Source organism: Lelliottia wanjuensis (assembly GCF_030238365.1).
Lineage (GTDB): Bacteria > Pseudomonadota > Gammaproteobacteria > Enterobacterales > Enterobacteriaceae > Enterobacter > Enterobacter wanjuensis.
This window is the reverse complement of the sequence record NZ_JASSOT010000068.1, coordinates 42545-60941: the sequence shown is the minus strand read 5'-3', so window position 1 is coordinate 60941 and position 18397 is coordinate 42545. Positions and strand designations below refer to the sequence as shown.

The following is an 18397-nucleotide window of genomic DNA, read 5'->3' as shown; positions in this document are numbered from 1 at the left end:
AACAAGGGTAGTCACAGCTGGCGATTTTCTCGCCAGCTGCTTACGGCTTTACGACGCGTATCACGGATTCGATCGCGCGCTTATTGCTCGGTCTTCGGGAACAGGAGGGAATCGCGCAGCAGATGGTCATTGCCGCGGCGGCGCGTGAAGCCGATGCGATTGAAATACTCCAGAATTTGAATCGCCAGTTTGCGGCCGACGTTCAGGCGATCGCGGAAATCGGCGGCGCAGGTCGATCCCTTCTCCTGATCCAGTTCGCGGATCAAACTCGCGAAAGTCACGATGCGATCGTTACGGTAATAACGATCTTTCACGATCGCGGTTATCAGCCCCTGCTGCGCGGCGTGGCGTAATACCTGACGCATCACCACTTCATCCGTCGCCGTTTCACGAGCCAGATCGCGAACCCACCAGGGCTCGTCGCCAAACAGCGGAGCCACTTTTAGCCAGACCGTTTCCTGCTCGGAGGTAAAGCCGGCTTTATGATCCGGAAGATGCAGCCAGCCGTGATGGCTGTGGATCACCCCGCTTTCGCGCATCTTTTCAATTAGCAGCAGCACCAGCGCATCGTCTTCCATCGGCAGCGCCATGCGGCGCAGGCGTTCGCGGCCTGGGCCTGGCTCGTCCTGATGTTGTTCGTGATAGGTGGCGAGCGTGGTCAGTACTTTGCGCTGCCAGCGGGCGGCCACCGGGGCATTCAGCAGGCTGTACCCGGCCTGGATAAAGCCCGGCTGCTGCGTGAGCTGCCGCAAACCGTCACCGCTCAGCTGGCGCGCCCAGGCGAAATCCACCAGGTTCACCGCGCCGCGATCGAGGTGCACCGCCAGCGCGGCCTGGTCCTCTTCCGCCTGTGCCAGTGCCGCCAGCCATTGCAGATATTCCGGTTTACGTTTCCCGCGGCGCGGCGGATTGAGCGTCACCACCCGAGCACCCGCCAGGGTGGCGCGCGCCGAGATATCGCGCAGCACCAGCCGGTCGTTATCCGCCAGCCACAGAGGGGTATCCAGCACCAGTTCCGCGAGGTCGTTTTCCAGCAGCGAGACGCGCCCGGTCACGTGGCTCGCGGCGTGATGAATATGCAGCGGCTGCCACTGGGTCAGCGGCGTGTGGGTATGCAGAGAAACGATCACGCGCTCGGACGGCTCCGGCGGCGCGTCGGCCAGCAGCCAGTCGCCGCGATTGAGCTGATCTTTTTCCGCATCGCCCGCGATGTTCAGGGCAATACGCTGCCCTGCGTGCGCCTGTTCAGAAGGCTGATTCTGGGCGTGCAGGCCGCGCACGCGCATCGGCTTATTCGCGCCCGTGAGCCACAGGCTGTCGCCCACTTTAACTTCTCCGCTCAGCGCCGTTCCGGTCACCACCAGCCCGGCCCCTTTCACGGTGAAAGCACGGTCAATGGCCAGGCGGAAGCGGTGATCGCTCGCGTGCTGGCGGGCAGGAAGTTGCAGCAAGTGGTCGCGTAAAGCGTCGATTCCACGGCCTTCTGTTGCGACGGTGACGAACACCGGCGCATCGGCAAAACCAAACGCCAGCAGCGTGGTGCGGATCTCTTCGCGCACCTCGTCAATGCGATGCTCTTCGACGCGATCGGCTTTGGTCAGCGCGACCGTCAGTTGCGGTTTGCCCGTCAGATGTAAAATCGCCAGGTGCTCACGCGTTTGCGCCATTACACCGTCATCACAGGCCACCACCAGCAGGGCGTGATCGATTCCGCCCACTCCGGCCAGCATATTGGCGAGAAACTTTTCATGCCCCGGCACATCGATAAACCCGAGCACACGACCGTCCGGCTGCGGCCAGTAGGCGTAGCCCAGATCGATGGTCATGCCGCGCTTTTTCTCTTCCGGCAGACGGTCGGCATTCACGCCGGTGATGGCCTGTAAAAGGGTGGTTTTTCCGTGGTCTACGTGACCGGCAGTGGCAATAATCATTTCAACAACATCTCCAGAAACCGTTCTTCATCTTCAAGGCAGCGCAGATCCAGCCACAGACGACCATCATAAATGCGCCCGATGACAGGCGTAGGCAGCGCACGCCAGCGCGCAGATAAACTTTCGAGCTGGCTTCCACGACCGTCGCGCGGCGTCAGGGTCAGGGCAGCGCTGGGCAGGCGATCAACGGGCAGCGACCCGCTGCCGATCTGCGATTGACAGGATTCGACCCGCACGTCGAAATCGACGTAGTGCGCGGCGACTCTCGGGAGCAATAACTCAGCCTGCGCGCGAATGGAGGCCGCATCGCGCGCCAGCAGACGCAGCGTCGGCAAACGTTCGGCCAGTTTTTCCGGATGGAGGTAGAGACGCAGCGTCGCTTCCAGCGCGGCGAGGGTCATTTTATCCGCGCGCAGGGCGCGTTTCAGCGGGTGCTGCTGGAGCTTCGCAATCAGCTCGCGTTTGCCCACCACAATCCCGGCCTGCGGACCGCCGAGCAGTTTGTCGCCGGAGAAACTCACCAGGCTCACGCCCGCGGCGATCATCTCCTGCGGCATCGGCTCTTTCGGCAGACCGTACTGGCTGAGGTCCACCAGCGAGCCGCTGCCCAGATCGGCAATCACCGGTACGTTCAGCTCGCGGCCAATCTCTGCCAGCTCCGCCTCTTCCACCGTTTTGGTAAAGCCCTCGATCTGGTAGTTGCTGGTGTGGACCTTCATCAGCAGGGCGGTATTTTCGTTGACCGCCGCGCGATAATCTTTCGCGTGGGTGCGGTTGGTGGTTCCGACTTCGTGCAGTTCGCATCCCGCCTGACGCATCACATCCGGAATTCGGAACGCGCCGCCGATCTCCACCAGTTCACCGCGTGAGACCACCACCTCTTTGCCGCTCGCCGTCGCCGCCAGCATCAGCAGGACCGCCGCCGCGTTGTTGTTCACGATGCAGGCATCTTCCGCGCCGGTGATCTGACAGAGCAGATCGGCCAGGGCGCGATCGCGGTGTCCGCGCCCGGCACCGTCCAGATCGTACTCCAGCGTCACCGGGGAGCGCATCGCCTGGGTGACCGCCGCAATCGCCTCTTCCGCCTGCTGCGCGCGGCCTAAATTGGTATGCAGCACCGTTCCCGTCAGGTTAATCACCGGGCGCAACGCGCTTTGCGTTTGCGCGGTCAGCCGTTTCTGCGCTTCTTGCGCCCAGTCTTCACACCACTGCGGCAGCGCGTTTTGCATCTGGATATGCAAGCGAGCTTCGTCCTGCATCTGATTCAGGAGCGCCACCATACGGGTGTGCCCGGACTGTGCAAGCAAAGCTGTGAAGTGGGGATCGCGCAGCAGGCGATCGGTCGCGGGGATTTGGCTGTAGAGGGAACGATGAGTAGTCATTAACATGCCTGGCGTTTGGGAGGCTTTCCCCCCTCCCGACGGGAGAGGGAGTCAACGTGCGGGGGGATTGTACCGCGTACCACGGTGAAGTGTTATAACCCGTATCAAGCCTTTGGCGGTTCGGTGCGGGCAAAACTTTCCCGCTGGAAGAGGGTTTCGGCCAGTTTAACCAGCAGCGGACGATCGACGCACCAGCCGGGTGAGACGCGGCGGAAGTTGAGATAGCCGATCGCACAGGCGATGGCGATGGTCGCCAGATTCACCGTATCAGTGCTGATTTTTCCGTCCTGAAGCAGCTGCTCGCACATGTCGAGGCTGCGGCTGATTTTCTCCCGCTGGCGCACCAGCTCCGCCTCAGACTGTTGCGCCGCAGGACGCGCCTGTTCGCGGACAGACACCAGTCCGGCATCCATGATGCCGTCGGCCAGCGCTTCGATCTGTTTCACCACCAGCGCCGCTTTCGGCTCGCGGGGCACCATCGCCGGGGCAATGCCGAGCAGCTCGATGTATTCCGCAATAATGGGAGAATCAAACCAGGTTTCGCCATCATCGGTCACCAGTGCCGGGACTTTGCCCAACGGGTTGTACTGCGCGACGCCGGTTTCTGCCTGATAGGGCTGTTCGTTCACGAACTCGAAGGTGAGCCCTTTTTCCAGCAGGAGAATCGAAATTTTACGCACGAAGGGGCTGGTGTAGCTGCCGATGAGTTTCATTGCCTGATCCTTTACGCCAACAAAAGGGTAAGTATGGATCAGGCAATGAAAAATGTGCAGGTCTGTTAGCGCCGGGTGGCGCTTCGCTTACCCGACCTACTCGACGGGCAGGCTTTAATGGTCAAGATAAAGGTAATGCATCCAGCTGGTCATGCGCAGCAGCACCTTCCTCATCACCGACACATGCGAGAAGTGATCGGAATAGACCGCCACCTGCGCGTAGATCCCGTCCGGCAGCGCATCCACGTCGGCGTTCGGGTCCAGATCGATGGTGGCGAGCACCCCGTCTGTCCCCGGCACGACCGTCAGAGATTGCAGCGAGCCCTGCGCCTGGTAGGAACCACCCGGCACCACCGGCAAAATACTGCTCAGCTTGCCGTGGAAGACCTGTCCCGGCAGCGCATTAAACACCACTTCCGCATCGTCACCCGGTTTCAGGCGCAGGAGTGAGTTCTGGCGGAACTGCGCCACAATCTGGCGTTTCTGCTCAGGAATAAAGACCATCACCGGACGCAGCGGCAGCGCGGCGGCGTAAGTTCCGGGGCGGATCAGCACCTGGGTGACGTACCCGTCGCTCGGCGCACGCACAATCGTCTGATCGAGGTTATATTTCGCCTCGGTGAGCTGGGCCCGCAGGCTGACAATCTGCGACTGCTCGCCGTTGACCATGCTGTCTAACTGGCTTTGAATTTGGCTCTGGTCGGCAATAGACGCTTTCACCATCGCATCCTGCGCCAGATAGTTCTGCCGCGCGTTGTCGATGTCGCTTTCAGAGAACGGATTCACCCGTGCCTGGCTGCCTTTGAGGTAACGCTGATAATCCTTATACAGACGGTCGCGCTCCGCCGAGACGCGGGTGGTATTGGCCTGGGCTTCCGAAAGCTGGGCTTTCAGCACGTCGATATTGTGCGTTGCCGTCACCAGGTCGGCCTGTAATCTGTCGACTCGAGCCTGATAACGGACCGGATCGAGTTTAAATAACACATCGCCTTTTTTAATCAGCTGGTTATTTTTATCCGTGACTTCACTCACCACACCCGTCACCTGCGGCGTGATCGGAATAGAAATAACCGCCTTTTGCGCCGTAAAAGTATAAGGATGGTTATAGTTCATTAATAAAATGAGTCCGGCGACGATAAATACACCACCTAATGCGGCGGTGGCGAGCGTCCACTGGTTCACCGGAATACGGAATATTTTAAAGATCGCCCACGCAAAGGCGACGTAAGTCAGAATGATCAACAGATCCATGATTAGCTCTCCGGCGTATTTTTATCTGCGGGGACGTGCTCCGCGGCCAGCCGGTTTTCCAGCTCGGCAACGCGTCTGGAGAGGGCATCGATATCGGGTTGTTGCGGGGACTGCGCACCATGGTTCTGCATGCCCCATCCGCGCTCGGGCTGATACAGCGTGGCCCAAATCCACAGGAACGGCCAGATGACATGAAGGGTGAACAGACTGACCCAGCCTGCCGTATGAATGGCATCGGCATGGGGGTGATTACGTTTTTTGGCCATCAAATAGGGGATGTCATGAATTGCGATGATCCCGTAGAAAATGACAAGGAACACGAAAACTAATACGCCCAGCGCGAAATAGTTAAGGAACATATTTGCCTCACTAAAATAGCTTCAACTCTTTAAAAATATTAAATGGTAAGCAACCAAATTAACTTTCATACTGCGCAAATCTTTTGCACATATAATTTAGAGCCGTGGAGTATTATTTTTAAAATAACTCCGCGCAAGTTTAATAGCGTGACAAAATATATCCTGACTAAGAATCGACTTAAGTTTACATTAGCAGATTAATCCTCATTACGCCTTTTCTCCATAACACTAAGGGATGACGATGACGTGAAAGGGTGAGTTGCTGAGTTACAGCCTGGCTGAATTGACAAAACAGATGTAGGCGACGATCACACCTGGAGAATTCTGCCTTCAAATTTATTGTGAAGATGATCACAAACATCCAACAAACACGCCAACACAAAATGTGACTTTAGTCACAGAAAAGCGTCAATCACGGCTGATTTCGCCCCTCTGTATTTTTTTTACACACCGCTTTTGTGACACGGATCACTTCATTTTTAGCCCCACCCCCTACATTTACGTGATTGAGATCACACAAAATTCCGTTGTCTGGACAGTTGAACGATTCAGTGCCAGATTTCACAGCATCAGAACAGGGCTCGGCTACCTCTGCCGCCGCACATTAACGATAAACCTCGGGCCGCAAGCCTAAGCGTAAACAGAAGAAGGGGTGTTTTATGTCATCCGATATCAAGATCAAAGTGCAAAGCTTTGGTCGCTTCCTGAGCAACATGGTGATGCCAAATATCGGCGCGTTTATCGCGTGGGGTATCATCACTGCGTTATTTATTCCGACAGGGTGGTTGCCGAACGAAACGCTGGCGAAACTCGTTGGCCCAATGATTACCTATCTGCTGCCACTGCTCATCGGTTATACCGGTGGTCGTCTGGTTGGCGGCGATCGCGGCGGCGTGGTCGGTGCGATTACCACCATGGGCGTGATCGTCGGTGCGGATATGCCGATGTTCCTCGGCGCGATGATTGCCGGTCCTTTAGGCGGCTGGGCAATTAAGAAATTTGACGTCTGGGTTGATGGCAAGATCAAATCCGGCTTCGAAATGCTGGTGAACAACTTCTCCGCTGGCATCATCGGTATGATCCTGGCGATTCTGGCGTTCCTCGGCATTGGCCCTGCGGTTGAAGTGCTGTCGAAAGTGCTGGCCGCTGGCGTTAACTTCATGGTCGTGCACGACATGCTGCCGCTGGCGTCTATCTTTGTTGAACCGGCGAAAATCCTGTTCCTCAACAACGCAATCAACCACGGTATCTTCTCACCGCTGGGTATTCAGCAGTCCCATGAGCTGGGCAAATCCATCTTCTTCCTGATTGAAGCGAACCCAGGTCCGGGTATGGGTGTTCTGCTGGCGTACATGTTCTTCGGTCGCGGCAGCGCTAAACAGTCTGCAGGCGGCGCGGCTATCATCCACTTCCTGGGTGGTATCCACGAAATTTACTTCCCATACGTTCTGATGAACCCACGTCTGATCCTGGCCGTTATCCTCGGCGGTATGACCGGTGTGTTCACACTGACTATGCTGAACGGCGGCCTGGTTTCTCCGGCGTCTCCAGGTTCCATCCTGGCGGTTCTGGCGATGACCCCGAAAGGCGCGTACTTCGCAAACATCGCGGCAATTTGTGCGGCCATGGCGGTCTCCTTCGCGGTCTCAGCCATCCTGCTGAAAACCAGCAAAGTGAAAGAAGACGACGATATCGAAGCAGCGACCCGTCGCATGCAGGATATGAAATCTGAATCCAAAGGCGCGGCAACTCCGCTGTCTGCTGGCGAAGTGTCTAACGACCTGAGCCACGTGCGCAAAATCATCGTCGCCTGTGATGCCGGTATGGGTTCAAGCGCCATGGGCGCTGGCGTGCTGCGTAAGAAAGTCCAGGATGCGGGCCTGACCCACATCACCGTGACCAACAGCGCCATCAACAGCCTGCCGCCAGATGTCGACCTGGTCATCACGCACCGCGATCTGACAGAGCGTGCGATGCGTCAGGTGCCACAGGCGCAGCATATTTCTCTGACTAACTTCCTCGACAGCGGCCTGTACACCAGCCTGACTGAGCGTCTGGTGGCGGCACAGCGTCACACCGACAACGAAGTGAAAGTCCGTGATAGCCTGAAAGACAGCTTTGATCCAAACGACAGCCACCTGTTCCGTCTGGGCGCTGAGAACATCTTCCTCGGTCGTACTGCGAGCCACAAAGAAGAAGCGATTCGCTTTGCCGGTGAGCAGCTGGTGAAAGGCGGTTACGTCGAGCCAGAATATGTGGATGCAATGCTGGAACGTGAGAAACTGACCCCAACCTACCTGGGCGAATCCATCGCGGTTCCGCACGGCACGGTTGAAGCGAAAGATCGCGTGCTGAAAACCGGCGTGGTGTTCTGTCAGTACCCGGCAGGCGTGCGCTTCGGTGAAGAAGAAGACGACATCGCCCGTCTGGTGATTGGTATCGCCGCTCGCAACAACGAGCACATCCAGGTGATTACCAGCCTGACCAACGCCCTGGATGACGAATCCGTCATCGAGCGCCTGGCGCAGACCACCAGCGTGGAAGAAGTCCTGGCACTGCTGAACAAGTAACGTTCGCCCTCACCCCTGCCCTCTCCCCCAGGAGAGGGAGTAAAATGGGGTGCGGTCTATCCCCTCTCCCTTTGGGAGAGGGTTAGGGTGAGGGAAATGCCTCACCCCAGCCCTCTCGGGTCAAAACATTGATGAAGGTTAATACTATGAAAGCATTACATTTTGGCGCTGGTAATATTGGTCGTGGTTTTATCGGCAAACTGCTGGCAGACGCGGGCATTACGCTGACATTCGCCGATGTGAATCAAGTGGTGCTCGACGCCCTGAATGCCCGTCATAGCTATCAGGTTCACGTCGTGGGAGAAAACGAGCTGGTTGAAACGGTCTCCGGCGTGAATGCGGTCAGCAGCATTAGCGACGACGTCGTTGATCTGATCGCAAGCGTAGACCTGGTGACCACCGCCGTCGGTCCGGTTGTGCTTGAGCGCATCGCCCCAGCCGTGGCGAAAGGCCTGGCAAAACGTAAAGCCCAGGGCATCACCACCCCGCTGAACATCATCGCCTGTGAAAACATGGTGCGCGGCACCACGCAGCTGAAAGGCCACGTGATGGCCGCTGTGGCTGACGAAGATAAAGCCTGGGTCGAAGAGCACGTAGGCTTCGTCGATTCCGCCGTGGACCGCATCGTTCCGCCGTCAGAGTCCGCGACCCACGATCCGCTGGAAGTGACCGTTGAAACCTTCAGCGAGTGGATTGTCGACAAAACCCAGTTCAAGGGCCAGCTGCCGAACATCCCAGGTATGGAATTAACCGATAACCTGATGGCATTTGTCGAACGCAAACTCTTCACGCTGAACACCGGGCATGCTATAACCGCGTACCTCGGAAAATTGGCCGGTCATCAGACCATTCGTGATGCGATTCTCGATGAGAAAATCCGCGCGGTGGTAAAAGGTGCCATGGACGAGAGCGGCGCGGTCCTGATCAAACGCTACGGTTTTGATGCTGAGAAACATGCGGCATACATTCAAAAAATCCTCGGTCGTTTTGAAAACCCGTATCTGAAAGATGACGTTGAGCGCGTGGGTCGCCAGCCGCTGCGTAAACTGAGCGCGGGCGATCGCCTGATCAAGCCGCTGCTCGGCACGCTGGAATACGGGCTGCCGCACGCCAACCTGGTGAAAGGGATTGCGGGCGCGATGCACTATCGCAGCGAGCAGGACCCTCAGGCGCTGGAGCTGGCTCAGTTGATTGACGCCAAAGGCCCACAGGCCGCGCTGGCCGAGATTTCGGGCCTTGAGGCCAATAGTGACGTGGTTGTGGAGGCGGTTAACGCATATAACGCAACCAAATGATTCAGGATCAGGCGCAGGTTATCCTGCGCCCGAACGACAGATTGTCAGATATGCAGGCAATAATGGAACAAACCCAGGCCTTTGAAAACCGTGTGCTTGAGCGTCTGAATGCTGGCAAAACCGTACGAAGTTTCCTGATTGCCGCCGTCGAGTTACTCACCGAGGCGGTGAACATTCTGGTACTTCAGGTGTTCCGCAAAGACGACTACGCGGTAAAATATGCTGTAGAACCGTTACTGGACGGCGACGGACCGCTGGGCGATCTGTCGGTGCGCCTGAAGCTGATTTATGGTCTCGGCGTGCTGAGCAGGCACGAGTATGAAGACGCTGAACTGCTGATGGCCCTGCGCGAAGAGCTGAATCACGACGGTAATGAGTACACCTTTACCGACGATGAAATTCTCGGCCCGTTTGGCGAGCTGCACTGCGTGAGCGCCCTGCCCCCGGCCCCGTATTTTGACAACAGCGATCCTGAACTGTACGCGATGCAAAAGCTTCGTTATCAACAGGTTGTCCGCTCCACGATGGTCCTTTCCCTGACTGAGCTGATTTCACGAATCAGCTTAAAAAAAGCGTTTCAGAAGTAAGCCTGCGCACATTGGTGTATCCTTCCCTTAATTCCCCCGTTTTTAGAGCTATATGTGATGAAAGAAGTCGAAAAGAATGAAATTAAACGCCTGAGCGACCGCCTGGATCTGATCCGTCACCAGCAGGCTGATATGTCGCTGGTTGAGTCCGCTGACAAATACGCCGAGCTGGAAAAAGAGAAAGCGACGCTGGAAGCGGAAATCGACCGTCTGCGCGCGGTCAAAGGCCACAAGCTGAGCAAAGAAGCGCAGAAGCTGATGGACATGCCGCACCGCCGTGCAATCACCAAAAAAGAACAGGCCGACATGGGCAAGCTGAAAAAAAGCGTCCGCGGTCTGGTGGTGGTACACCCGATGACCGAGCTGGGCCGTGAAATGGGCCTGAAAGAAATGACCGGATTTTCGAAGACGGCGTTCTGATCTGCTGCCGGGTGGCGCTGCGCTTACCCGGCCTACTTTTCTCCCCCCTCTTAAAATTGGCCCAACCAATCCCCTGACCAACCTTCCCCTGGTTCACACTTCCATCAATTCCACTCACAAAATCATTGCTCGCCCATAACATTTGATTAACCATTTGTTGTCATTACCCCTACATCACAATATTGGCAGGACCACTTTTACACAGACTGTGACGCCGAGATGAGCGCAGACTCACCGCGAAGCGGGCTGTGCGGTCCTCAGGAGACCTGCAATGAGCCTCTGGCAACAAAACTACGATCCGGCCGGGAATATCTGGCTGTCGAGCTTGATCGCATCGCTGCCGATCCTGTTCTTCTTCTTCGCGCTGATTAAACTCAAGCTAAAAGGTTATCTCGCCGCGACGTACACCGTGGCGATTGCGCTGCTGGTGGCGCTGTTCTTCTACAAAATGCCGGTCGACCACGCGCTGGCGTCGGTGGTTTACGGCTTCTTCTACGGCCTGTGGCCAATCGCCTGGATCATCATTGCGGCGGTCTTCGTCTATAAAATCTCGGTGAAAACCGGGCAGTTCGACATTATTCGTTCGTCGATTCTCTCTATTACGCCGGATCAGCGCTTGCAGATGCTGATTGTCGGTTTCTGCTTCGGGGCGTTCCTCGAAGGGGCGGCGGGGTTTGGTGCGCCGGTGGCGATCACCGCTGCGCTATTGGTCGGGCTCGGCTTTAATCCGCTGTATGCCGCGGGCCTGTGCCTGATCGTTAACACCGCGCCGGTGGCATTCGGTGCGATGGGGATTCCGATTCTGGTGGCCGGACAGGTGACCGGTCTGGACAGCTTTGAGATCGGCCAGATGGTGGGCCGTCAGCTGCCGTTCCTGACCATCATCGTGCTGTTCTGGATCATGGCGATTATGGACGGCTGGCGCGGCGTGAAAGAGACCTGGCCTGCGGTGGTTGTCGCGGGTGGCTCTTTTGCTATCGCCCAGTATCTCAGCTCCAACTTCATTGGCCCGGAACTGCCGGACATCATCTCTTCCCTGGTGTCGCTGGTTTGTCTGACTCTGTTCCTCAAGCGCTGGCAGCCGGTGCGGGTCTTCCGCTTCGGCGATATGGGCGCGGTGCAGGTCGATCAGACGCTGGCGCGCACCAATTACAGCGTCGGCCAGATTGTTCGCGCGTGGTCGCCGTTCCTGTTCCTGACCGCCACCGTGACGCTCTGGAGCGTCCCGCCGTTCAAAGCGCTGTTCGCTCCGGGCGGCGCGCTGTACGACATGGTGATTAATATCTCCGTGCCGTTCCTCGACAAAATGGTGGCCCGCATGCCGCCGGTCGTTCACGAAGCGACGCCGTATGCCGCGGTCTACAAGTTCGACTGGTTCTCGGCAACCGGCACGGCGATCCTGTTTGCGGCGATTCTTTCTGTGGTGTGGCTGCGCATGAAACCTGCCGCCGCTATCCAGACTTTTGCCAGCACGCTGAAAGAGCTGGCCCTGCCGATCTACTCCATCGGGATGGTGCTGGCCTTCGCGTTTATCTCGAACTACTCCGGCCTCTCCTCGACGCTGGCGTTAGCCCTGGCCCACACAGGCCACGCGTTTACCTTCTTCTCGCCGTTCCTCGGCTGGCTGGGGGTATTCCTGACGGGTTCTGATACCTCGTCTAACGCCCTCTTTGCCGCGCTACAGGCGACCGCCGCGCAGCAGATTGGCGTCTCGGATGTGTTGTTAGTCGCGGCAAACACCACCGGCGGCGTGACGGGCAAGATGATCTCCCCGCAGTCCATCGCCATTGCCTGTGCGGCGGTGGGACTGGTGGGGAAAGAGTCGGACCTGTTCCGCTTTACCGTCAAACACAGCCTGATTTTCACCTGCATGGTGGGCGTGATCACCACGCTTCAGGCCTATGTCTTAACCTGGATGATTCCATGATAGTGATGCCCAGACGCCTGTCCGACGAGATCGCCTCTCGCGTGCGGGCGCTGATTGAAGAACAACAGCTGGAAGCGGGCATGAAATTGCCCGCAGAACGCCAGCTGGCGGCGCAGCTTGGCGTGTCGCGCAACTCACTGCGCGAAGCGCTGGCGACGCTGGTCAGCGAGGGCGTGCTGCTGAGCCGTCGCGGCGGCGGCACCTTTGTCCGCTGGCAGCACGACGACTGGTCCGAGCAAAACATCGTTCAGCCCCTCAAAACGCTGATGGAGAACGATCCGGACTACAGTTTCGATATCCTCGAAGCCCGCCACGCCATCGAAGCCAGTACCGCCTGGCACGCGGCGATGCGCGCCACGGATGCCGACAAAGAGAAGCTCAAAGCCTGCTTTGAGGCGACGCAGAGCGATAATCCGGATATCGCCTCGCAGGCGGACGTGCGCTTTCACCTCGCCATTGCCGAGGCCTCGCACAACGTGGTGCTCCTGCAAACCATGCGCGGTTTCTTCGATCTGCTGCAATCCTCCGTCAAACAGAGCCGCCAGCGCATGTATCTCGTCCCGCCGGTCTTTGCGCAGCTCACGGAGCAGCACCAGGCCGTGCTCGACGCCATTCTTAAAGGCGATGCCGACGCCGCGCGCAAAGCGATGATGGCGCACCTCGGCTTCGTCCATACCACCATCAAACGATTCGATGAAGATCAGGCCCGACAGGCGCGCATTACCCGCCTGCCCGGCGATCATGATATTTCCAGGGAGAACAAAGCATGATTATTTCCGCAGCCAGTGACTATCGCGCCGCGGCGCAGCGCATCCTGCCCCCATTTTTGTTCCACTACATCGACGGCGGGGCGTACTCCGAATACACCCTGCGGCGCAACGTGGAAGACTTGTCCGAGGTGGCGTTGCGCCAGCGTGTGCTAAGGAATATGTCCGACCTGAGTCTGGAGACGAAGCTGTTCAACGAGACGCTCTCGATGCCCGTGGCCCTTGCGCCCGTGGGATTGTGCGGCATGTACGCCCGTCGTGGTGAAGTGCAGGCCGCTGCGGCGGCCGATGCCAAAGGCATTCCGTTTACGCTCTCGACGGTATCCGTCTGCCCAATCGAAGAAGTGGCCCCGACCATCAAGCGCCCGATGTGGTTCCAGCTGTACGTCCTGCGCGATCGCGGCTTTATGCGTAACGCGCTGGAGCGCGCCAAAGCGGCGGGCTGTTCAACGCTGGTGTTTACGGTGGATATGCCCACGCCAGGCGCGCGCTATCGCGATGCGCACTCGGGCATGAGCGGCGCGAACGCGGCCATGCGCCGCTACTGGCAGGCGGTGACGCACCCGCAGTGGGCGTGGGATGTCGGCGTGAACGGTCGCCCGCACGATCTGGGTAATATTTCGGCCTATCTCGGCAAACCGACGGGGCTGGAAGATTACATCGGCTGGCTGGCGAATAACTTCGATCCGTCGATTTCGTGGAAAGATCTGGAGTGGATCCGCGAGTTCTGGAACGGCCCGATGGTGATCAAAGGGATTCTCGATCCGGAAGATGCGCGCGACGCGGTGCGTTTTGGCGCAGACGGGATTGTGGTGTCGAACCACGGCGGCCGCCAGCTGGACGGTGTGCTCTCTTCCGCCCGTGCGCTGCCAGCCATCGCCGACGCGGTGAAGGGTGATATCGCGATTCTGGCCGACAGCGGCATCCGCAATGGGCTGGACGTGGTGCGTATGATTGCCCTCGGCGCTGACAGCGTGCTGCTGGGGCGTGCTTATCTGTATGCCCTCGCAACCCACGGCCAGGCGGGCGTGGCGAATCTCCTGAACCTGATTGAGAAAGAGATGAAAGTGGCGATGACCCTGACCGGGGCGAAAACTATCGGGGAGATCAGCAAGGATTCGCTGGTGCAGGAGCTGAGTCAATTACCTGCGGCGCTGGCTCCGCTGGCGCGAGGGGACGCGGCTTAGGTTGGGTGCGGTCTGATCCCCTCACCCTAACCCTCTCCCCAAAGGGGCGAGGGGACTAAACGGTGCACCGGGTGAGGGTTAGGAAAATATCTGCTATCCTGCCCCCGCATTTTAAGGGGGCTGCATGCTTAACATCGTATTATTCGAACCAGAAATCCCGCCGAACACCGGGAATATCATCCGCCTGTGCGCTAACACCGGTTTTCGTCTGCACATCATCGAGCCAATGGGTTTCGCGTGGGATGACAAACGCCTGCGCCGCGCCGGGCTAGATTATCACGAATTTACCGCCGTGATGCGTCATCATGATTATGCCGCGTTTATGGAAGCGGAAAAGCCGCAGCGCATGTTTGCCCTGACGACCAAAGGCACGCCAGCGCACAGCGCGGTGAGCTATCAGGAAGGGGATTATCTGATGTTTGGCCCGGAAACGCGCGGCCTGCCTGCCACCATTCTTGACGCCCTTCCCGCCGAGCAAAAAATCCGTATTCCAATGATGCCGGACAGCCGGAGCATGAACCTGTCGAACGCGGTGTCGGTGGTGGTGTATGAGGCCTGGCGCCAGCTGGGGTATGCCGGCGCGGTTTTGCGGAGCTGATAGTGTCGGGTGGCGCTTCGCTTACCCGACCTTTGGGCTTGCGCCACCGGGCGGGGTGTTAAATCCCGTCACCATACTCAAAGGTATGGTGAATACCGTTGAAATGCTGATCCATATCCATCGCCGGTTTATCGCTCTCTGGCTTGCCGACGATACGCGCCGGTACGCCAGCGGCGGTAGTATGCGGCGGAACGGGTTGCAACACGACGGAACCCGCGCCAATCTTCGCGCCACGCCCCACTTCGATATTACCGAGAATTTTCGCCCCCGCGCCAATCATCACCCCTTCACGGATTTTCGGGTGGCGATCGCCGCTGGTTTTACCGGTACCGCCGAGGGTCACGGATTGCAGGATAGAGACGTCATCTTCAATGACCGCCGTCTCCCCAACCACAATGCCCGTGGCGTGGTCGAGCATGATCCCGCGGCCAATTTTCGCCGCCGGGTGGATATCGACCTGGAAGGTCACGGAAACCTGGTTTTGCAGAAAAATAGCCAGCGCGCGGCGGCCCTCGTTCCACAGCCAGTGGCCGATGCGGTAGGCCTGAAGGGCGTGGAAGCCTTTCAGATACAGCAGCGGCGTGGAATATTTATCGACTGCCGGGTCACGCGTACGCACCGCCTGAATATCACAGGCAGCGGAGGCAATCATTTCAGGATCGGCGGCATACGCCTCTTCCACCACTTCGCGAATGGCAATGGCGGGCATGATGGAGGAAGCCAGTTTGTTGGCGAGCATATAGCTCAGGGCGCTGCCGAGGTTTTCATGCTTGAGTAGCGTCGCGTGGTAGAAACTGGCAAGCATCGGCTCGCAGTCGGCCAAAGCCCGGGCTTCGGCTTTAATATTGTTCCAGACGATATCCAGTTCTTCACACGGCATTGCATACTCCAGGCGGTATCATAATGACCGGCCAGTTCTGCGCCAGCCGGGTCATTCAGGTGACTAAGATTCCCTGCGATTAGTTACTGCTGCGCTCGTCCTTGCGTGAGCGACCTAACAGGGTTAATGCTGCCTCGCGCGCATTTTTTCCGCAATACAATACCTGATAAATTTCCTCGGTTATTGGCATTTCGACACCAAAACGGTGCGCCAATTCCCGAACTTCTTTGGTATTGCGGTAGCCTTCAACCACCTGGCCAATCTTCTCCTGCGCACCGATCACATCCATGCCCTGTCCGAGCATCATGCCGAAACGGCGGTTACGAGACTGGTTGTCGGTACAGGTCAGCACCAGATCGCCTAAACCGGCCATACCCATGAAGGTGGCCGGATCGGCACCCAGCGCCGTTCCGAGACGAGACATTTCGGTCAATCCGCGAGTGATCAGCGCCGTACGCGCGTTCGCGCCAAAGCCGATACCGTCGGACATCCCGGCACCAATCGCGATGACGTTTTTCACCGCGCCGCCCAGCTGCACGCCGATGAAATCAGGGTTGCTGTAGACGCGGAAGCTCTTACCGCAGTGCAGTAAGTGCTGCAAATCGTCAGAGAAGGTTTGATCGGTAGAGGCCAGGGAGATCGCCGTTGGCAGGCCTGCGGCCAGCTCTTTGGCGAACGTCGGCCCGGAGATCACCGCGAGCGGAATGTCATCCCCGAGGATTTCTCGCGCAACATCCTGCAAGAGACGCCCGGTTTCCGCTTCGAGACCTTTCGTGGCCCACACAATGCGCGCATCGGGGCGCATCAGCGCTTTAATTTGATGCAGCACCTGGCCAAAGACATGGCTCGGCACCACAACCAGAATGTTGCGGCTGGCGGCCAGTGCGGTCGCGAGATCGCTTTCGAGATGCAGCGAATCAGGGAAAGGCACGTCAGGGAGAAACGCCACGTTGCAGCGGTCGTGTTGCAACGTCGCGATATGTTTGGGATCGTGGCCCCAGAGAACCACTTCGTGACCATTTCTCGCCAGAGTGATGGCAAGAGCGGTGCCGTACGAGCCGGCACCGATCACAGTCATTGACGCATTAACTGTACTCATCAGGCATCCTGATGTTGGTCAGTACCTTCGCCAGCTTGCTGCTGCAGATAGTTCATGAACAGCGCATCGAAGTTCACTGGCGCAAGGTTCAGCTGCGGGAATGTACCGCGGGAGACCAGGCTGGTGATGCATTCGCGAGCATACGGGAACAGGATGTTCGGGCAGTATGCACCCAGGCAATGCGCCAGCTGATTACCTTCGATACCGCCCACGGAGAAGATACCGCCCTGCTGTACTTCGCACAGGAATGCAGTCTCTTCGCCCAGCGCAGCGGTAACGGTCACACGCAGCACAACTTCATACACGTCATCTGCCAGTTGAGTAGATGCGGTATCCAGATCAAGTTTAACCTCTGGCTGCCAATCTTTCTGGAAAACGTGCGGCGCATTTGGAGCTTCAAAAGAGACATCTTTGGTGTAGATGCGCTGGATCTGGAAACTCATTTCGTTGTTGTTTTGTTCTGACATGGAAATACCCTTTTTAATTGTCCTAAAACGCTATCACAGCAGGGGATCGAGCCCGCCGCTTGCATCCAGCGCATACAAGTCATCACAGCCGCCAATGTGCTGCGCATCAATAAAAATCTGCGGAACCGTCGTGCGGCCACTACGTTTGATCATCTCTTCACGTTTTGCCGCATCACCATCAATGGGCAGTTCCTGGAAAGTTACCCCTTTGCTGTTCAGCAGCGCTTTTGCACGATGGCAAAACGGGCAGGTCGCTTTGGTGTAGATTTCAATATTGGCCATCACGTCGTTCCTCTTATTTACCGCGAACTAAAGGCAGGTTTTCACCGCTCCAGCCAGAGACGCCGTCTTTCAGCACGAAGACTTTATCGAAGCCGGCTTTGGTGAGTGCGCTTGCTGGGTCCTGAGCCTGCATCCCGGTACCGTCGACGACGATAATCGGTTTGTCTTTATGCTTTTCCAGCTCGCCAAGATTGTTGGCTTTGATTTCTGTCGGCAGCAGGTTAATAGAACCGGCAATGTGACCTTTACGGAAATCATCACGTTGGCGCAGATCCACAACGACCGCATCTTCTTTGTTGATGAGGCGCGTTGCTTCGCCACGCGTAATGACCTTAACTTTAGACGTAAGACCTTTAAACGTAGTGAACAGCACAGCGGCCAGTAAACCAATCCACGCGATACTCAGTACTGGGTGGCGGCTAACAAATTGCATAATTTCTTGCATGGGGGGTAACAACTCCCGACGTAGTGATTAAAAAAACCAGGACAGGAGTATACCTGTGCGTTGTGGCAAATACAGCCAGCGAGAATAAGCTAATCCATTTTCTGCGGCATGCCACGAAAAAAAAGCGTCAAAATGAGGATAGCCGCTGTCTGTGCCAGCGCTTTCTTTGATCTTCTGTGGCTACTTTATCGATTCAGCTGTAGTAAAATCAGGCAAATTTTTTGTCTCTTGAGCATG

At 57.5% G+C, this 18397-nt stretch carries 18 protein-coding genes; 8 read left to right on the top strand and 10 right to left on the bottom strand.

Annotated features, from left to right (window positions below):
* Positions 1 to 80: 80 nt before the first annotated feature.
* From selB to QQF33_RS20795, 5 genes are all read right to left on the bottom strand, one after another.
* On the bottom strand, positions 81 to 1931 hold the full coding sequence (selB, locus tag QQF33_RS20815; protein WP_285158506.1) for a selenocysteine-specific translation elongation factor: 1851 nt from the start codon (positions 1929 to 1931) through the stop codon (positions 81 to 83).
* A complete protein-coding gene (gene selA / locus QQF33_RS20810; RefSeq protein WP_285158505.1) occupies positions 1928 to 3313 on the bottom strand; it encodes an L-seryl-tRNA(Sec) selenium transferase in 1386 nt (461 codons plus the stop codon). The genes selB and selA overlap by 4 nt, the downstream gene beginning before the upstream one ends.
* 104 nt (positions 3314 to 3417) lie before the next feature.
* A complete protein-coding gene (locus QQF33_RS20805) occupies positions 3418 to 4026 on the bottom strand; it encodes a glutathione S-transferase (protein ID WP_285158504.1) in 609 nt (202 codons plus the stop codon).
* Positions 4027 to 4140: 114 nt separating this feature from the next.
* Complete coding sequence (locus QQF33_RS20800; RefSeq protein WP_282492023.1) at positions 4141 to 5277, bottom strand: HlyD family secretion protein; 1137 nt, start codon at positions 5275 to 5277, stop codon at positions 4141 to 4143.
* Positions 5278 to 5279: 2 nt separating this feature from the next.
* Complete coding sequence (locus tag QQF33_RS20795; RefSeq protein WP_282492024.1) at positions 5280 to 5636, bottom strand: DUF3302 domain-containing protein; 357 nt, start codon at positions 5634 to 5636, stop codon at positions 5280 to 5282.
* Positions 5637 to 6295: 659 nt separating this feature from the next.
* Between QQF33_RS20795 and QQF33_RS20790 the strand changes: the two genes are divergently transcribed.
* From QQF33_RS20790 to trmL, 8 genes are all read left to right on the top strand, one after another.
* Positions 6296 to 8206: a PTS mannitol transporter subunit IICBA gene (locus tag QQF33_RS20790; protein ID WP_285158503.1), complete on the top strand. Its 1911-nt coding sequence runs from the start codon at positions 6296 to 6298 to the stop codon at positions 8204 to 8206.
* Between the two features lie 146 nt (positions 8207 to 8352).
* Positions 8353 to 9501, top strand: a complete 1149-nt coding sequence (gene mtlD / locus QQF33_RS20785) for a mannitol-1-phosphate 5-dehydrogenase (RefSeq protein WP_455583665.1) — start codon at positions 8353 to 8355, stop codon at positions 9499 to 9501.
* Positions 9498 to 10088: a mannitol operon repressor MtlR gene (gene mtlR, locus QQF33_RS20780; RefSeq protein ID WP_285150991.1), complete on the top strand. Its 591-nt coding sequence runs from the start codon at positions 9498 to 9500 to the stop codon at positions 10086 to 10088. Before mtlD ends, mtlR begins: the two co-directional genes overlap by 4 nt.
* Before the next feature lie 57 nt (positions 10089 to 10145).
* Positions 10146 to 10508 carry a YibL family ribosome-associated protein gene (locus tag QQF33_RS20775; protein WP_282492028.1) on the top strand — a complete coding sequence of 121 codons (363 nt, stop codon included), beginning with the start codon at positions 10146 to 10148 and terminating at the stop codon, positions 10506 to 10508.
* 271 nt (positions 10509 to 10779) lie between these two features.
* Positions 10780 to 12435, top strand: a complete 1656-nt coding sequence (gene lldP / locus QQF33_RS20770) for an L-lactate permease (protein ID WP_285158502.1) — start codon at positions 10780 to 10782, stop codon at positions 12433 to 12435.
* Complete coding sequence (gene lldR, locus QQF33_RS20765; protein WP_282492030.1) at positions 12432 to 13205, top strand: transcriptional regulator LldR; 774 nt, start codon at positions 12432 to 12434, stop codon at positions 13203 to 13205. The genes lldP and lldR overlap by 4 nt, the downstream gene beginning before the upstream one ends.
* Positions 13202 to 14389, top strand: coding sequence for an FMN-dependent L-lactate dehydrogenase LldD (gene lldD / locus QQF33_RS20760; RefSeq protein ID WP_285150992.1), 1188 nt, complete (start codon positions 13202 to 13204; stop codon positions 14387 to 14389). Before lldR ends, lldD begins: the two co-directional genes overlap by 4 nt.
* A 124-nt stretch (positions 14390 to 14513) precedes the next feature.
* Complete coding sequence (gene trmL / locus QQF33_RS20755; protein WP_282492032.1) at positions 14514 to 14987, top strand: tRNA (uridine(34)/cytosine(34)/5-carboxymethylaminomethyluridine(34)-2'-O)-methyltransferase TrmL; 474 nt, start codon at positions 14514 to 14516, stop codon at positions 14985 to 14987.
* Positions 14988 to 15045: 58 nt separating this feature from the next.
* Here trmL and cysE read toward each other — a convergent pair whose 3' ends face one another.
* The 5 genes from cysE to QQF33_RS20730 all read right to left on the bottom strand — a co-directional run bounded on the left by cysE (position 15046) and on the right by QQF33_RS20730 (position 18160).
* Positions 15046 to 15867, bottom strand: a complete 822-nt coding sequence (cysE, locus tag QQF33_RS20750; protein WP_059180464.1) for a serine O-acetyltransferase — start codon at positions 15865 to 15867, stop codon at positions 15046 to 15048.
* 79 nt (positions 15868 to 15946) lie between these two features.
* The gene (gpsA, locus tag QQF33_RS20745) at positions 15947 to 16966 is read right to left on the bottom strand and encodes an NAD(P)H-dependent glycerol-3-phosphate dehydrogenase (RefSeq protein WP_100778177.1); all 1020 of its coding nucleotides are present in this window, start codon (positions 16964 to 16966) and stop codon (positions 15947 to 15949) included.
* Positions 16966 to 17433, bottom strand: coding sequence for a protein-export chaperone SecB (gene secB / locus QQF33_RS20740; protein WP_095280190.1), 468 nt, complete (start codon positions 17431 to 17433; stop codon positions 16966 to 16968). Before secB ends, gpsA begins: the two co-directional genes overlap by 1 nt.
* A gap of 33 nt (positions 17434 to 17466) precedes the next feature.
* Positions 17467 to 17715, bottom strand: coding sequence for a glutaredoxin 3 (gene grxC / locus QQF33_RS20735; RefSeq protein ID WP_095280188.1), 249 nt, complete (start codon positions 17713 to 17715; stop codon positions 17467 to 17469).
* 13 nt (positions 17716 to 17728) lie between these two features.
* Positions 17729 to 18160 carry a rhodanese-like domain-containing protein gene (locus tag QQF33_RS20730; protein ID WP_095280187.1) on the bottom strand — a complete coding sequence of 144 codons (432 nt, stop codon included), beginning with the start codon at positions 18158 to 18160 and terminating at the stop codon, positions 17729 to 17731.
* Between the last annotated feature and the right edge of the window lie 237 nt (positions 18161 to 18397).

Bases quoted from the DNA above. Each gene is read 5' to 3' on its own strand.
- QQF33_RS20795 (WP_282492024.1), bottom strand. From the start codon at position 5,636: ATGTTCCTTAACTATTTCGCGCTGGGCGTATTAGTTTTCGTGTTCCTT.
- lldP (WP_285158502.1), top strand. From the start codon at position 10,780: ATGAGCCTCTGGCAACAAAACTACGATCCGGCCGGGAATATCTGGCTG.
- QQF33_RS20800 (WP_282492023.1), bottom strand. From the start codon at position 5,277: ATGGATCTGTTGATCATTCTGACTTACGTCGCCTTTGCGTGGGCGATC.
- selA (WP_285158505.1), bottom strand. From the start codon at position 3,313: ATGACTACTCATCGTTCCCTCTACAGCCAAATCCCCGCGACCGATCGC.
- gpsA (WP_100778177.1), bottom strand. From the start codon at position 16,966: ATGAGTACAGTTAATGCGTCAATGACTGTGATCGGTGCCGGCTCGTAC.
- QQF33_RS20775 (WP_282492028.1), top strand. From the start codon at position 10,146: ATGAAAGAAGTCGAAAAGAATGAAATTAAACGCCTGAGCGACCGCCTG.
- selB (WP_285158506.1), bottom strand. From the start codon at position 1,931: ATGATTATTGCCACTGCCGGTCACGTAGACCACGGAAAAACCACCCTT.
- secB (WP_095280190.1), bottom strand. From the start codon at position 17,433: ATGTCAGAACAAAACAACAACGAAATGAGTTTCCAGATCCAGCGCATC.
- mtlD (WP_455583665.1), top strand. From the start codon at position 8,353: ATGAAAGCATTACATTTTGGCGCTGGTAATATTGGTCGTGGTTTTATC.
- mtlR (WP_285150991.1), top strand. From the start codon at position 9,498: ATGATTCAGGATCAGGCGCAGGTTATCCTGCGCCCGAACGACAGATTG.
- cysE (WP_059180464.1), bottom strand. From the start codon at position 15,867: ATGCCGTGTGAAGAACTGGATATCGTCTGGAACAATATTAAAGCCGAA.
- lldR (WP_282492030.1), top strand. From the start codon at position 12,432: ATGATAGTGATGCCCAGACGCCTGTCCGACGAGATCGCCTCTCGCGTG.
- QQF33_RS20805 (WP_285158504.1), bottom strand. From the start codon at position 4,026: ATGAAACTCATCGGCAGCTACACCAGCCCCTTCGTGCGTAAAATTTCG.
- QQF33_RS20730 (WP_095280187.1), bottom strand. From the start codon at position 18,160: ATGCAAGAAATTATGCAATTTGTTAGCCGCCACCCAGTACTGAGTATC.
- grxC (WP_095280188.1), bottom strand. From the start codon at position 17,715: ATGGCCAATATTGAAATCTACACCAAAGCGACCTGCCCGTTTTGCCAT.
- trmL (WP_282492032.1), top strand. From the start codon at position 14,514: ATGCTTAACATCGTATTATTCGAACCAGAAATCCCGCCGAACACCGGG.
- QQF33_RS20790 (WP_285158503.1), top strand. From the start codon at position 6,296: ATGTCATCCGATATCAAGATCAAAGTGCAAAGCTTTGGTCGCTTCCTG.
- lldD (WP_285150992.1), top strand. From the start codon at position 13,202: ATGATTATTTCCGCAGCCAGTGACTATCGCGCCGCGGCGCAGCGCATC.